Here is a 15,167-nt window from a genome sequence, read left to right on the forward strand (position 1 = left end):
CCGCTATGTTTGAACACTTCACTTCCGAAGCAATTCGGGTAATCATGTTAGCTCAGGAAGAAGCACGACGACTGGGACACAACTTTGTAGGAACAGAACAAATTCTCCTGGGTTTAATGGGAGAAGGAACAGGTGTTGCTGCGAAAGTGCTGGCTGAGTTGGGTGTCACTCTGAAAGAAGCACGTCGGGAAGTAGAAAAAATAATTGGCCGGGGTTCTGGGTTTGTCCCACCGGAAATTCCTTTTACCCCCAAAGTTAAAAGCCTGTTTGAGCAATCTTTCCGAGAAGCTCACGGTCTTGGACATAATTACATAAACACTGAACACTTATTATTAGGTTTAACGGAGGCTGGTGAAGGAGTCGCGGCCAAAGTATTGCAAAATCTAGGAGTAGATTTACCTGTTATCCGTGCGGCTGTAATGAAGCGTCTGGGTGAAGATACAGCGGTTGTCACGGGTGGGAGAAGTAATTCCCAGCGCAATCAAAATCTATCCATAGAGGAGTTCGGTAGAAATCTCACTAAATTGGCTCAGGAGGGCAGATTAGACCCGGTAGTCGGTCGTCAACGAGAAATTGAAAGAACGGTGCAAATTCTCGGTCGCAGAACCAAAAATAACCCGGTTTTGATTGGGGAACCTGGGGTGGGAAAAACAGCAATTGCTGAAGGTTTGGCTCAACGGATTATTAATCAAGATGTTCCCGAAATTTTGCTCAATAAGCAGGTAATTAGCCTGGATATGGGTTCTGTAGTCGCAGGAACTCGTTTCCGGGGTGATTTTGAGGAACGCTTGAAAAAAATCATGGACGAAGTTCGTACCGCAGGTAACATCATCTTAGTTATTGATGAAATTCATACCTTGGTGGGTGCGGGTGGTACGGAAGGCGGTTTAGATGCTGCTAATATACTTAAACCAGCTTTAGCACGGGGTGAACTTCAGTGTATTGGTGCTACTACTTTGGATGAATATCGTCAACATATTGAACGTGATGCAGCATTAGAAAGACGTTTTCAGCCCATTTTGGTAGGTGAACCATCCGTAACAGAAACTATTGATATTCTCTACGGTTTACGCGGTGCTTATGAACAGCATCACAAAGTCCATATTGCTGATGAAGCGATAGTAGCAGCCGCTGAATTAGCAGATCGTTATATCAGCGATCGCTTTCTACCGGACAAAGCCATTGACTTGATTGATGAAGCGGGTTCTCGGGTGCGGTTACGTCATTCCCGCATTACCAATAACAAAGAACTCAAACGGGAATTAACCACCGCCACTAAAGCCAAATCTGAAGCTATCAGAGTCCAGGATTTTACTAAAGCTGGTAAATTACGTCAACAAGAATTATCAATTCAAGCCAGACTTGATTTAGAGGAAAACCAGGAAAGCGTTAACACCCCCATTGTCAATGAAGAAGATATTGCTCAAATTGTCGCTGCTTGGACAGGTGTTCCCGTTAACAAACTGACTGAATCGGAATCTGAATTATTATTACATCTGGAAGACACTTTACACAAACGGCTAATTGGACAAGAACAAGCAGTTAGCTCCGTTTCTCGCGCTATTCGTCGCGCTCGTGTCGGCTTAAAAAGTCCTAATCGTCCTATTGCCAGCTTTATCTTTTCTGGTCCAACCGGTGTAGGTAAAACTGAATTAGCTAAAGCATTAGCGGATTACTTCTTCGGTTCAGAAGAATCAATGGTGCGTTTAGATATGTCCGAATACATGGAAAGCCACAACGTTTCTAAGTTGATTGGTTCACCTCCAGGTTATGTAGGATACAATGAAGGCGGACAACTAACGGAAGCTGTGCGGCGCAAACCCTATACAGTGTTGCTATTCGACGAAATCGAAAAAGCGCATCCCGATGTATTTAATATGCTGCTGCAAATCTTAGATGACGGTCATCTTACGGATGCGAAAGGCCGGAAAGTGGATTTCAAGAATACATTAATTATCTTGACTTCTAATATTGGTTCTAAGGTAATCGAAAAAGGTGGTAGTAGCTTGGGATTTGAGTTTGATAACCACGCAGAAGCTAGTTATCATCGGATTCGTAACTTAGTCAACGAAGAACTCAAAGCTTATTTCCGTCCAGAATTTCTCAACCGTGTTGATGATATTATCGTCTTCACTCAACTTAACAAAGATGAAGTCAAGCAAATTGCTGAAATTATGCTGGGTGATGTTGCTAGTCGCTTAAAAGATAAGGATATCGCTTTAGAAGTGACAGCAGCTTTCCAAGATAAGGTTGTACAAGAAGGCTATGATCCTAGTTATGGTGCTAGACCATTACGCCGCGCTATTATGCGTTTGCTAGAGGATTCTCTTGTAGAAGCGATTTTATCTGGGGAAATAGCTCAGGGAGATAAGGCTATAGTTGATGTAGATGATGATGGTCAGGTAAAGGTCAGAAAGTCAGAAACCCGTGAGTTGTTATTAACTAATGTTGGTTAATTCGGGATTTCTACAATATTGGTAATTGATTTGGTGGGTGACTTTATTGTTAACCCACCTTTTTTAATGGGTTTGAAACTGTAACTTAAATTCTCGCCAGATAATGTATGATTTGTAATCCAAATATATTTGTCATAACTAATTCAATCAGTATCATACTAGGCTATTATAATTTTTAGTTGGTTTTGATACAGCATTTTTATTTTCATTCATAGATAATAATTAAATAGTTAATTGATTTTAATTACCATCTGACACAAAATTAACAATTAGTCTTATTTTGGAGGCTATTTATAAAGTAAGTATTAAGTAAAGTATGTTACTGCTATACAATAATTGGGGAGTTTGGATGAAGAATTAGCCCAGACGGATAAATAAGATGCGTTACTAGTCGCTAACACACCCTACTATTTAAGTTCTAATTTATAAGTTATCCCTGATAATTAATGACTAATTAGGTTTTGTGCTGATGTCAAATATTTACAATACTCAAGAATTAATTCACATTTTAGCAGCCGAGCGCCAAGCTTGCTTAAAAGGTGAACGTTTAAAGTTAGAATTAACCGTTTCTGGTAATCCATTAATAGACCAATTTGTCAGAACCGAAGGACTACAAAGATTTGCAGCTTACCAAGATTTTAAAACCTCTATTCATCAATATCAACGAGAAAATCAAGTTTCTGGAATTATCTGGAAAGATATCACTATTAAGAACAAAAATCTCCATTATCCAGAAATTGATCCCGAATTAATTGCTTTAGAAAGTGATTTACAAATATTGAAACTTGCCAAAAATGCAATTTTAGAATTTTGGTATATCACAACAGCAGAAATGGATTTATATTTAGGTTTTAGTAATGGTAAACAACATCAAAAAATTGCCAAAATAGACGTAGAAAGAATTACCCAAAGAACAGAATGGGCTACTTTATTAAAATGGGAAAACCCGAACTTTTTAGAAATTATCTTACAATTAGGTTGGGGACAACCCCAAGAAGCAGCTTATAAACGGGGAAGACCACTAGCGGGGAGTGAATTTATTCATGCAGTTAATCCAGGATGTTATCCTATTGGTTAATATGAGGATTCTCTAATGAACCGTAAAACCGTCGAAGTTTTTAATCAAGTATTTACCACTGGTTCTGTGTCAAAGGTCACTGGTGAGTTAGAAGCGATCGCCTCTTACTGAGATTTTTAATTTTTAGAGTTTTGCTAAAATGTAAATGGCTATAAAACCAGGAAATATTCAGCTATGACACTTGCTAATTTATCAATTCCTCAACAATATACACTTGATATTGAACCAGAAGGACGTTTAACTTTACCTTAAGAAATCCAATAAATACTTCATTTAGAATCAGGAGATAGATTAATTTTAACACTTGAAGATAATGACAAACTCCAATTAGTCAGCCTCAAACAACAAGTTAAAAAATTAAGAGGTTTATTAAAAGATAAATCACCTGATAGAAACTTGGTAGATGAACTCATCCAGGAACGCAGACAGGAGTATTTAAGTGAATAAATCTGTGTTAGATGCTTCCGCCTTTTTAGCTTATCTTAGAGATGAAACCGGAGCAGAAATTGTAGAAAATGCCTTGATTAATGGGTGCTATCGCTTCCTCGGCTAATGCTTCCAATTTACTATCTTCACTCTATTGAAATGAAATACCATTCCAAAATGCAGCGCGGTTAGAAATTTCTGACATCCGTAATTTTTTAATGGTAAATAATCGTCGTTTTCACCTTAATATCAACATTCAGTTGTTTCCGCAAAACATTGAAAATAGCAGTCAAATTATCCATCGTTGGATTACCCTTTGCTGATAACATTCGATGTAAACTTTTACTAGGTTTAGAAGTTTCAATTGCTAACTGTTCAAAACCTACAGTTGCATTAACAATATCTCTTAAAATTAATCTTGCTGTTTCTGGTTCACCATTCAGGAAAAGAGAAATAGCTTCATCAAGTAAAGCGATCGCAAACTCAGAATCTCCTTGCACTCTTGCATTAATGGTTTCTTTAAAGTCTCTAGTTAGTGCCATAATAACTACCTCTTCTCTCTATTATCGTTGTCTGTTGCTTGCTCTTTGCTAATTTCTTTTTTTCGTCTTTTGTACTCTTGGTACAATTCTTTAGCACGATTAATATCAGATTGCTGATTTTTCTTTGTTCCCCCACCAAATAAAACTATAAGCTGTTTACCATCTTGAGCTAGATAAATCCGGTATCCAGGACCCCAATCAATCTTATATTCACCAATTCCATCAAACCATTTAACATTTGATGTATTGCCTAATTCCAAACGAGACTTAGCAACTGTTACCTTCGCAGCTGCTTGGGCATCCAAGCCATCAAACCATTCTTGGTAAGGACTTGAACCATCTTCTTTAAGATATTCTTGAACTCTTATAATAGACATACTGCTATAGTAACTTATGTGTTACCTTATGTCAAGCACTATGATTTTAAATAAACTTGTAGTAGTGTAAATTATAAAAAAATGAGTCAGATTAAAGAGTTACATAAACAGGCTACGGATTTATGCAAATCAATATTCATAAATATTTTGCCCCTCGTGGTTTAGTATTTGATGAAGCTAAACTTCTGATTTTTAGTTAAGAATTAACTTGAATAGAAAACCTAAATTTTATTTATCACTATGCCGAAATTTTGTAAGTTAGAACTTGATTCATAATTTGCTGTTTCAAAGAATCTGCCGCAACTGAAGCAATAATTTCCCAATCGTTTTCTGTCAACATTATCCCAAGGAGTTCGCGCAAAACCTGATGATTAGAAATAAACTCCTCACCAAGCAGATCGTCTTTATGAAAAATATCTCCAAGAAATTAGTCGGGAGGATTTAATATGACAGGACATAAAAAGTTTAGCAATCTTACTAAAGATTTCTCCGCAGAAAGAAAAGCCAAAATTGCCACTCAAACAGCTAAATTAAAAGAGGAAATGGCATTAGCTGAATTACGCCAAGCTTTAAAAATATTTCAAGCTCAATTAGCTGAAAAGTTGCAAATTAAACAACTTGCTATTTCTAGATTAGAAAATCGTACTGATATGTATGTTAGTCATCTGCGAGAAGTTATTGAAGCTATGGGAGGAGAATTGAAAATAACGGCAAAATTCCCTGATGTTGAAGTAACAATTACTAATTTTGAAAATTTGGCAATGGATATTGATGAGTAGGAGTTGAAGATAGAGAAAAAATTAAGATTTTTAATTTTTAGAGTTTTGCTAAAATGTAAATGGCTATAAAACCAGGAAATATTCAGCTATGACACTTGCTAATTTATCAATTCCTCAACAATATACACTTGATATTGAACCAGAAGGACGTTTAACTTTACCTCAAGAAATCCAATAAATACTTCATTTAGAATCAGGAGATAGATTAATTTTAACACTTGAAGATAATGGCAAACTCCAATTAGTCAGCCTCAAACAACAAGTTAAAAAATTAAGAGGTTTATTAAAAGATAAATCACCTGATAGAAACTTGGTAGATGAACTCATCCAGGAACGCAGACAGGAGTATTTAAGTGAATAAATCATAGCTTACCGATCAGTTTGTCATACTCTGTGTGTGTTCCAATCCAAAACCAAGAAATACCGTTTTCGACTTCAACACCCAAAGCACGATAATTTAAACCTGCTCGAACTGACCAATATTTGTTACCTAGCTTTTTAAAATGTAACGATGGATGAGATTTATCAGCCTTGAGTAACTCATAGCATTGATCAGCCGTTTGCTGTACACTTTCAGGGAGGGCATTATAATATTTCCAGAATCGTTCTGTTGTATAGTGCATCAGATTTCGCGGCTATGCCCTGCTTGAAACTCAGCGATCGCTTCTGCTGCTAATGCTTCCAACTTACCATCTGCAATATCACGTTCTATCTGCTCATCCCAAAGTTCATAATCTAGGTTTAAAAACCATTGTCTCAGTTTCTCAAAATCATGAGATGGAAGTGAGAGAATTGCAGTTTCAATTTGTTCTAGCTGTGACATAAATAGTTTTTACCTCTTTATTCTTGAGAAAATTATAGCTTTATTTTGTCCTAGAGTTCTGAATTGATTCAGTGATAGCATACAGCGCGACTTAAGAATCGCTTTATCCAGGGTGTTTTCTATATAGCGGAGTTTACGGCGGCATCTTGCCCGCTAAATATGTACCTCATAACACCGGGAAGTGCTGTATGTATGTTAGTCATCTGCGAGAAGTTATTGAAGCTATGGGAGGAGAATTGAAAATAACGGCAAAATTCCCTGATGTGGAAGTAACAATTACTAATTTTGAAGATTGGGCAATGGAGACTAATGAGTAGGGTAATCCTTCATCAAAGAATTTACTGCTGAACTTTTCATCAAGGTGTGGGGGTTGGTTGTGGTATTTCGGAAGTAGGAACACCCATATAAAAAAGTAGAAATACTAAAACAAATGCTGCAAATGCTCCTGTGGCTTTAACCTGGGTTTTTGTCTTCATAAAAGGTATTGAAGATTGTAAACCAAGATCACCAGAAACTAAATAACCGGCAATACCAGCAAATGCAGATGCTAAAAATCTCACAATAGCTAAAGCATTACCATTCATACTTCTAGGGTTGAGAATCAGGACGATAAAAGTTATTAATACTGCTAAAGCCATAGCCAAAGCAATACCCCGTTCAGCAGAAGAAATAGGTGGTTGTGGTGGTGGTGGTGTCATACCAGCGTCGGGTGTTTGTGATGATTCTATTCTCTCACGATTTTGGCGTTTTCGTCTTTCTGCTTCTGATTCAATACCATTTAGCAGTTCTAGCGCATTAAATGTTTCTGTTAGTCCTTCGGGAATGAAAGGTGAATTTTTATCTGCATAATCCAGTAAATTTTTATAACCTGCAAATATACCAGGATGTCCGGGAATTGGTACTTTTTCTTTCGCTTCTAAACCTTGAATAGTTTGATGAATACTATCGAACTGAGAACGAATCATTGCGAGTAAATCTCTGCGGGTGAAATCACTACCACTAATAAAAATAAAGATTTTGCGGTCTTCTTGATCACTTTTTACTAATGCTCGATTTTTATTGTATCTTAATACAATACCACTTCGCCACCAAGTTTTTTTATCTGCTAGATGGTGCATTCTCACAATCAAACGGGAAATAATGCTGCTAGGTAAAATATTATAATGATATTCAAAAGCCAGAACATTCTCCCATTCCCCAGTTGCAGGTTCTTCTTTTGGTAACAAGTCAGGAATAAGATATTTATCTTTATTATCCAAAGGAAAACAGAGTTCAAACCTCTCCATCATTTTGATAATAAATTCTGGCTTATCGTCGGGATATTTAGAATCATCTAAAATTCTTCTTAGTTCTTGAAGTGTCAACATACCACGAAATTCAGTCGTTAATAAATTGTCATTGAGAATTTTATAAACACCGTTTGTTACCCATTCTGGATTAAGCACCGGAACACCTTTTAAGCCGAAATCATCTCTAAAATTGAGAACAATACCCAATTGATGCAGCAATTCCATTAAAGTAGATTGTTTAAGTTTTTCATTAATTTTTTCATTCTGGCAAATACCCTCATATTCGTGGTAGAGAATATAGTCCTTTTCCATCTTTTCTAAATGGGTTTTTACCTGAAACCAGCTTTTAGGTAAAGGGTCGTTAATGCCTTTTAAATTAGCAAGTTCGCGTTTAATAATTGATAATAAATTTTCTATACCTGCTCCAGTTTTACAAGAAATAGGAACTATATCTTTAATATTTTTGTATTTTTTGCGTAAGCCAGTTTGATCAATATGCAAAGGATGCTCATCAATTTTATTTCCAACTAAAATAATCGGGGAATCACCGCCAAAACTCTGAATAATTTTTAGCCAATATTCTAATCTATTTTGTTGTTCATCCTCACGGGTATTAATTACCAGCAGGTAAAGGCTACGTTTAGTGAGAAAAAATTGGTGGGTAGCGTGCATGATTTCCTGTCCACCAAAATCCCATATATTTAGTCGAATGGTTTGCTGATTAACTTCTAAACGCCAATTTTCAATATTGATGCCGTTGGTTTTGCTTTCGTTGGCATCGAATGTGTTGTTAATCAGTCGTTTAACTAGGGAAGTTTTACCCACAGTTCCTTGACCAACTAGCAATACCTTAGCTTCATTGAGAGGTTGTTGCCCCTCGGTTTGCAGAGAGAAATAGTAGGTGAGAATCTCTGACGGTTTACCTAAGCTATTCCAACTGCTCCCTAAAATTTCTGCGGGAATATTTAGCTGATTCCCACGTAAATCGAGTTTTTCAAGTTGAGATAATTGTTTAATGGCTTCTGGCAATCTTGTCAGTTGATTGTTACTGAGGTCAAGCACCCTCAGATTGGAGAGTTGGGCAATGGCTTCTGGCAATCTTGTCAGTTGATTGTTACCGAGGTAAAGCTTGCTCAGATTGGAGAGTTGGGCAATGGCTTCTGGCAATGTTGTCAGTTGATTGTTACCGAGGTAAAGCTCCCTCAGATGGGAGAGTTGGGCAATGGCTTCTGGCAATGTTGTCAGTTGATTGTTACCGAGGTAAAGCTCCCTCAGATGGGAGAGTTGGGCAATGGCTTCTGGCAATGTTGTCAGTTGATTGTTACTGAGGTCAAGCACCCTCAGATTGGAGAGTTGGGCAATGGCTTCTGGCAATCTTGTCAGTTGATTGTTACTGAGGTCAAGCACCCTCAGATTGGAGAGTTGGGCAATGGCTTCTGGCAATCTTGTCAGTTGATTGTTACTGAGGTCAAGCACCCTCAGATGGGAGAGTTGGGCAATGGCTTCTGGCAATGTTGTCAGTTGATTGTTACTGAGGTAAAGCCCCGTCAGATTGGAGAGTTGGGCAATGGCTTCTGGCAATCTTGTCAGTTGATTGTCACTGAGGTTTAATGTAGTTTCTTTGTCCCTAGCAGCTTTTTCGATGATTTGCAGCAGTTCTTGATCAGTCATGGCTAGTCACCAACTCAGAAGAAAAAAGACTAGTATGAATCATATAGCATTTCCTAGTCTAATGAACTACAAAATTATCTGTGTTTATCCGCGTCCATCTGCGTTTAATTATTTTCGGTTTAATATATAGTAATTAAATGACTCTTACGATCATCTCATCAACTAACCGACTCTTGCGCTTCCCGATACAATCTTTTAGCGATCCGAAATAATTCCTGGCCTGTGTGTAAATAACGTTCGTCATAGCTTAATGGGAAATAAGCTAACTCTTCAATTCCCTCCCCTATTTGACTCATACAGTAGTAAATGTGTGCTGCTGCTGCTGCAAAATTAACAGGATTTGGTAAAGAACGAAACCTGATTTGAGCGTCTTTTAAGTCTTCTCTACAGGATTCTAAATAATCTTGAAATTCGTCTAAAAGAACATCATCAAAAGGATCTGCCGCTAATTCCTCAATTTGTTCTTTTAAAGAATTGAGAATTGTTCCAAGTATCCGATTTACCGGTTTATAAACTAGTTTTAACCATTCTTCAATGTTCTCATCAACATCTTTTCTAACTTTTCTAGTCGCTTTATAATGCTCTTGGGCAGATTCTGAGCGTTTTTGGCGAGTATAATGGGAATTTTTCTGACTATAGCGCAGTTCTTGATCATAATTAAGACGACTTTTGCTGTCACTTAAAACTTCATAAGCAGCATTAACACGAATAATTCCTTCATTATCTGTTATTTCTTGATTAATATCAGGATGGAAAATTTTGACCAAGCGGCGATAGGCTTGTTTGATCTCCGCTTGGCTGGCATTATTACTGACTTTTAAGGTATCGTAATGGTTAAAATCGGACATGAATCCAATAGGTTGTTAATTGACATTAGTTACTGTTTTCTAGATCTTGGAATAAAGGTGTACTTAAGTATCTCTCACCGAAACTAGGCTGAATCATCACAATTAACCGCTCTCGATTTTCTGGACGTTGGCCTACACGAATGGCTGCACAAAGGGCCGCACCAGTGGAAATTCCCGATAATAATCCTTCTTCCCTTGCTAATTTACGACTATAGGCGATCGCCTCCTCATCAGTAACCGTAATCACCTCATCAATTAATTCTACTTTTAATACCTGAGGAATAAAACCCGCCCCAATCCCTTGAATTTTGTGAGGACCAGGTTTACCACCAGATAATATAGGGCTATTAGCTGGTTCTACCGCTACACTGGTAAAACTCGGCTTCCGTTTTTTAATGACTTCCGACACCCCAGTAATAGTACCACCAGTCCCCACTCCCGCCACAATTATATCTACCTGACCATCGGTATCTGACCAGATTTCCTCCGCAGTAGTTTCCCGGTGAATTTGGGCATTAGCCGGGTTACGAAATTGCTGTAACATATAAGAATAGGGTGTTCTATCCACTATCTCCTGGGCCCGACGAATCGCCCCACTCATCCCCGCAATTCCCGGCGTGAGTTCCAATTCGGCCCCATAAGCCCTTAACATTGCTCGCCGTTCCGCGCTCATAGTTTCCGGCATGGTTAAAATTAATTTATACCCCATGGCTGCCGCCGCCATCGCCAAAGCAATACCCGTATTTCCCGATGTTGGCTCTACTAAAATCGTCTTCCCTGGCGCGATTAATCCTTCTTTCTCCGCAGCATCAATCATACTTACCCCAATCCGGTCTTTTACTGATGCAGAGGGGTTCATACTTTCCAATTTCACCACAATTCTCGCCACACAACCCAACTCTTGGGGAATCCGGTTTAACTGTACTAAAGGTGTCCGTCCCACCAATTCCGTAATATTTTTGACAATAGCCATGATAAGTTTTTACGTCCTTAAATGTAGTACATGATATCCAACTGCTTTCGGGAATCTCGTTTTTCACAAAGATCCTGAAGTGAATAGTTTTGTAACACTGAATTTGCCGCTTGACGTGCTTCTTGCCAAATTTCCGTCACCACAGTATGATCTAAAGTTGTGCGGTGAGAATCCTGATCACTTGTCTGCACATCTAAACCTTCCAAACATTCTAAAATATCAAAGATACTAATTTTCCGAGGTTCTCGCGCTAAGAAATAACCGCCCTTTGAACCCCGTTGACTTTTCACTATACCCCCACGCCGCAAACTTGCTAACAGTTGTTCTAAATAACGATCAGGTATCTTTTGTTGCATAGCGATTTGCCGAATTTGCATCGGTTCACCGTTTTCGTAATGAGTAGCCATTTCTAATAACGCCAAAATTGCGTATTCAGATTTACATGATAGTTCCACAAGCAGTAATCCAAGATGAAAGTTGAAGCATGAAGATGAACAAAATCCAACAGTTCCCCTCTTTTCCAGTATACTCCCGTTCTCCACTGGGGTTTTTATTGCCCGTAAAAAAAACCCCCGCCTCATGGCAGGGTAAAATAATTTGGGCGTAGACATATTGAGCTATGAAAATCAAAACTTTCATTTCTCAAACTCTTAGTTTTCGCGTCTTTGCACCTTAGCGTCAGACAAATTCATATTTTTGTTCACCAACGCCTAATTTTTCAAGTTATCAGCAGACTTTTAACAGTCTAGAAACTGAAAGTTGTTCTCAGCGTACCGATAAAGGCATCATTACTATTAGTAGCCTGTCCAGGAGATGTTACCCAAATCACACCAGGAGTTACAGAAATATTGTCTGAAACCTGATACTTGTAAAAGCCTTCAACTTGGTATGGTGTCTGACTAACACCTGCGCTGAGTGAGTAAGGTTGAGCGCCACCAAAAATCCCCAAGACGTTACCCTTTTTACCAAAATCCGGTAAAGCTAAACCTGCTCCATAACTCCAAGCTTCTCTACTAACACCAGCACCTTCGGGAATCACATCATGGTAGGAAACGAAACCACTTAGAGACAATTTCCGGCTAGGCTTGATAGCAGCAGAAACACCATAGGAGTTGCTAGAACTAGGACCTGCTACAGTTGGAGTATTAGCTTGTGCAGTACCTACTAAAGCACTACCACCATCAATTGCTGAATCAAATAAGGTGCTACCTGCTTTTTGATAACCATGGACATAGGTAGCAGCTAAAGCAACACGATTACCAACATTAAAGTTTAACTGACCTAAGGCTGCATAGTTACCATCAAACAAGCCATTACTGGGAGTAGGATTATTAGCATTTGAAGCTAAGTAACCTAATGTTAATGAGCTTGGTTTTAAGGAACTATCACCAGGTTTCCCAAAGGGTACACTCAACGCAATACCAGAACCACCACCAATGCGATAAATCGGATTTTCAGACGCAAAAGTGGTTAAAGCACCCTTACCACCATCTGTTTTATCAAAGAAGTAGGGATTATTAACAGCCGCATAATCGCTATGTTGTCCACCACTAGCCGCTAGATAAACCCTTGCTGGACCTACAGGAGCTTCATAAGTTAGCTTGTCAATTTTTACGCTGTTATTATTGGTGCTACCAACTTCAAAGATTTGCTTACCTGCTGCGTTACTACGTATTCCAGCAGCATTAGCAGGATTAACAGGAGCATTTGCATTATCTCGGAAATCAAAGGCTGTAGCATTACCAGCGGACAACCGGGTTGTTAACATATCCCTACCGGTAAAGCTGGTTTCCAAGCCTAAACGCACTCTGTTTTGCAAAACTGCGCGGTTTGCTTTACCCGTCTCATTACCAAAAGTATCGGTAGAAGCAAAAATAGCTTCACCTTTTAATTTAGTGGTAGTGGAGAATTGATTTGCTTCTAATTCAGCAGTGCGTCCTTCTAAAGCGTCCACTCGACCGCGTAAAGTTGCTAGTTCGGCAGAAAACTCTTCTTGCAAACGCTGTAATGTTGCCAAATCCTGTTTGGTAACTAGATCAGCCGTTGCTGTGGCAATTAATTCATTTACACGATCCAAACATGAATTTAAACCAGCAGCAAATTCATAACGACTTAAAGAGCGATTACCGCGAAATGTCCCACTGGGATAACCAGCAATACAACCGTAGCGCTCAACCAAGGACTGTAAGGCTTGAAACGCCCAATCTGTAGGTTGTACGTCAGAAAACTGCGAAACTGATGTTACCTGAGACTGGGAATTATTGTTTTCGTTACTGAAGGGGTTGACTTTAGCTTGAGCTAAAAATTGGGCTGCTTTGGTTTCTTCCACCAATACTTCTGGCTTTTGAGAAACTTCTGTTGCAGAGGAAGTTTCTATTGATGATGTTTCCGTGGTGGTTGTGGTCGCAGCTATCGCTGTTGAAGATAATAACAACGCTGCTCCCAAAGCTGCTGGGCTAACCACCAGGGATTTCCACAAGATATTAGACATCTTTCCTTTTCTCCTCACACCTTACATGAATAAATGAAGTTATCTGTAGCTAATTGCTTAGAAATGGGACATCTTGTTGAAACCTGTGTATTGGGCATGGCTGCCAGTACCACAATTCTAGTTTTCAAAAGACTAATAATTGATTAACAAATCGTTAAATTTTCATGCAATTAACTTATACAAAAACTTATAATCATAGGATATGGTTATATTATAACTATTCCTAATGATTAAAATAAGAATTTATGATGAAGTGACTGTAAATTTTTCTAGTAAACTAGTATAGTTACCTTGAAAAATCAAACTCGCACTTTTTACACTCACATCAAAGCATTCTTATCAACAAACCTCACTAAATAAGCTCTGGCACTAAAAACCGTAGATGAGTTTTTAAACGTACTTTTAATCATAAGTTTTCTACATCATCCCTGATTTTTCGTGATGATTGTTTTGTTTTATCTGTCGAAGCCTATATCTGTGGATGATGGTTTATTGTCTGCAAATGTTCCGCGACGATGTTAGAATCGGCCAATTAACATCTAATCACTGGTTGCTTAAAAATCACTATTTAGTTAAGTGAAAAAATTGCCTAACCTGACAAAAAAAATAAACGTTATTTCTTGTTTACTTCCGGCAAGAACTAAATTATTTTTATGCAAAGAAAAACTACCCAGAAAAACTATCCGCCCTGATTTAGATTAGAAAATCTAAGTCAGGGCGGTCTAGCGGGTCTTCAAGTTGCAACCAGACTGCCGGAAGGGACTCCGACCTTTAGCCTAGCTAGTTGAGCTTACTTAGTTCTCAAGAAAACTAAGGCTAACTTTTAGAGAACAGCCCCGGCGCACAGCCGGCTAACTGCAACTTGATGACCCATGGTTATACTACTTTCTATCATGGGCATCACCTCCTTATTGCCTAAACGGTCTTAGTCTCAAAAGGCAAAGCAAAAAGCTTTGGGTTTTTTACCTGAAATCACTATAACACAACTACAAAAATTTGCAATACTGAAAATTATATTGTAAAAATAATGTCATAAAAAAACCCTACCTCAAGGCAGGGTTAAGGAAAAACAATTAATTAAAGATGGATTTTATAAAGCGTTACCGCGAGGTAGCACTTCTTCAGGGAATACAAATTGTTCGTGGGGTTGATCTTGAGGAGCCATCCAAGCCCGGATACCCTCGTTCAACAAAATATTTTTGGTATAGAAAGTTTCAAACTCTGGGTCTTCTGCTGCCCGTAATTCTTGGGAAACGAAGTCATAAGCCCGCAAGTTTAATGCTAAACCCACAATACCAACAGCACTCATCCACAAGCCTGTAACTGGTACAAACAACATGAAGAAGTGTAACCAACGTTTGTTGGAGAAAGCAATCCCGAAAATCTGTGACCAGAAGCGGTTTGCTGTCACCAT

Annotated in this window: 14 protein-coding genes and 1 pseudogene; 4 read left to right on the forward strand and 11 right to left on the reverse strand. The window is 38.5% G+C overall.

Annotated elements, in window-relative coordinates:
* Positions 1-5: 5 nt before the first annotated feature.
* A complete protein-coding gene (locus H6F62_RS17260) occupies positions 6-2,456 on the forward strand; it encodes an ATP-dependent Clp protease ATP-binding subunit (protein WP_190372570.1) in 2,451 nt (816 codons plus the stop codon).
* 469 nt (positions 2,457-2,925) lie between these two features.
* A complete protein-coding gene (locus tag H6F62_RS17265) occupies positions 2,926-3,534 on the forward strand; it encodes a hypothetical protein (RefSeq protein ID WP_190372562.1) in 609 nt (202 codons plus the stop codon).
* A gap of 641 nt (positions 3,535-4,175) precedes the next feature.
* Here the strand turns inward: H6F62_RS17265 and H6F62_RS17270 are convergent.
* Both H6F62_RS17270 and H6F62_RS17275 read right to left on the reverse strand, forming a co-directional pair.
* Positions 4,176-4,502, reverse strand: coding sequence for a transcriptional regulator (locus tag H6F62_RS17270; RefSeq protein ID WP_190372563.1), 327 nt, complete (start codon positions 4,500-4,502; stop codon positions 4,176-4,178).
* A 5-nt stretch (positions 4,503-4,507) separates the two neighbouring features.
* Positions 4,508-4,879, reverse strand: coding sequence for a type II toxin-antitoxin system RelE/ParE family toxin (locus tag H6F62_RS17275; protein WP_190372564.1), 372 nt, complete (start codon positions 4,877-4,879; stop codon positions 4,508-4,510).
* 446 nt (positions 4,880-5,325) lie between these two features.
* Between H6F62_RS17275 and H6F62_RS17280 the strand changes: the two genes are divergently transcribed.
* A complete protein-coding gene (locus H6F62_RS17280; RefSeq protein WP_190372565.1) occupies positions 5,326-5,658 on the forward strand; it encodes an XRE family transcriptional regulator in 333 nt (110 codons plus the stop codon).
* Between the two features lie 362 nt (positions 5,659-6,020).
* On the opposite strand, the gene H6F62_RS17290 is transcribed toward H6F62_RS17280, so the two are convergent.
* The gene (locus H6F62_RS17290; RefSeq protein WP_137908462.1) at positions 6,021-6,281 is read right to left on the reverse strand and encodes a hypothetical protein; all 261 of its coding nucleotides are present in this window, start codon (positions 6,279-6,281) and stop codon (positions 6,021-6,023) included.
* Positions 6,281-6,481 carry a hypothetical protein gene (locus H6F62_RS17295; protein ID WP_028082389.1) on the reverse strand — a complete coding sequence of 67 codons (201 nt, stop codon included), beginning with the start codon at positions 6,479-6,481 and terminating at the stop codon, positions 6,281-6,283. The genes H6F62_RS17290 and H6F62_RS17295 overlap by 1 nt, the downstream gene beginning before the upstream one ends.
* Before the next feature lie 188 nt (positions 6,482-6,669).
* On the opposite strand from H6F62_RS17295, the gene H6F62_RS21275 reads away from it, so the two are divergent.
* Positions 6,670-6,798, forward strand: a complete 129-nt coding sequence (locus tag H6F62_RS21275; RefSeq protein WP_255501570.1) for a hypothetical protein — start codon at positions 6,670-6,672, stop codon at positions 6,796-6,798.
* A 39-nt stretch (positions 6,799-6,837) separates the two neighbouring features.
* Here the strand turns inward: H6F62_RS21275 and H6F62_RS17305 are convergent, their stop codons facing one another.
* The 7 genes and pseudogenes from H6F62_RS17305 to H6F62_RS17335 form a co-directional block, all read right to left on the reverse strand.
* Positions 6,838-9,441: a COR domain-containing protein gene (locus tag H6F62_RS17305; protein ID WP_190372566.1), complete on the reverse strand. Its 2,604-nt coding sequence runs from the start codon at positions 9,439-9,441 to the stop codon at positions 6,838-6,840.
* A gap of 158 nt (positions 9,442-9,599) precedes the next feature.
* On the reverse strand, positions 9,600-10,289 hold the full coding sequence (locus H6F62_RS17310; RefSeq protein WP_137908464.1) for a J domain-containing protein: 690 nt from the start codon (positions 10,287-10,289) through the stop codon (positions 9,600-9,602).
* 25 nt (positions 10,290-10,314) lie between these two features.
* Positions 10,315-11,262: a cysteine synthase A gene (cysK, locus tag H6F62_RS17315; RefSeq protein WP_137908465.1), complete on the reverse strand. Its 948-nt coding sequence runs from the start codon at positions 11,260-11,262 to the stop codon at positions 10,315-10,317.
* Between the two features lie 17 nt (positions 11,263-11,279).
* A complete protein-coding gene (locus tag H6F62_RS17320) occupies positions 11,280-11,717 on the reverse strand; it encodes an Rrf2 family transcriptional regulator (RefSeq protein ID WP_190372567.1) in 438 nt (145 codons plus the stop codon).
* A complete protein-coding gene (locus H6F62_RS21080) occupies positions 11,701-11,901 on the reverse strand; it encodes a hypothetical protein (protein ID WP_137908467.1) in 201 nt (66 codons plus the stop codon). Before H6F62_RS21080 ends, H6F62_RS17320 begins: the two co-directional genes overlap by 17 nt.
* 106 nt (positions 11,902-12,007) lie before the next feature.
* On the reverse strand, positions 12,008-13,753 hold the full coding sequence (locus H6F62_RS17330) for an iron uptake porin (RefSeq protein ID WP_190372568.1): 1,746 nt from the start codon (positions 13,751-13,753) through the stop codon (positions 12,008-12,010).
* A 1,090-nt stretch (positions 13,754-14,843) separates the two neighbouring features.
* A pseudogene (locus H6F62_RS17335) lies at positions 14,844-15,167 on the reverse strand (photosystem II D2 protein (photosystem q(a) protein)); the annotation flags it as partial.

Source organism: Anabaena sp. FACHB-1391, assembly GCF_014696755.1.
Lineage (GTDB): Bacteria > Cyanobacteriota > Cyanobacteriia > Cyanobacteriales > Nostocaceae > Dolichospermum > Dolichospermum planctonicum.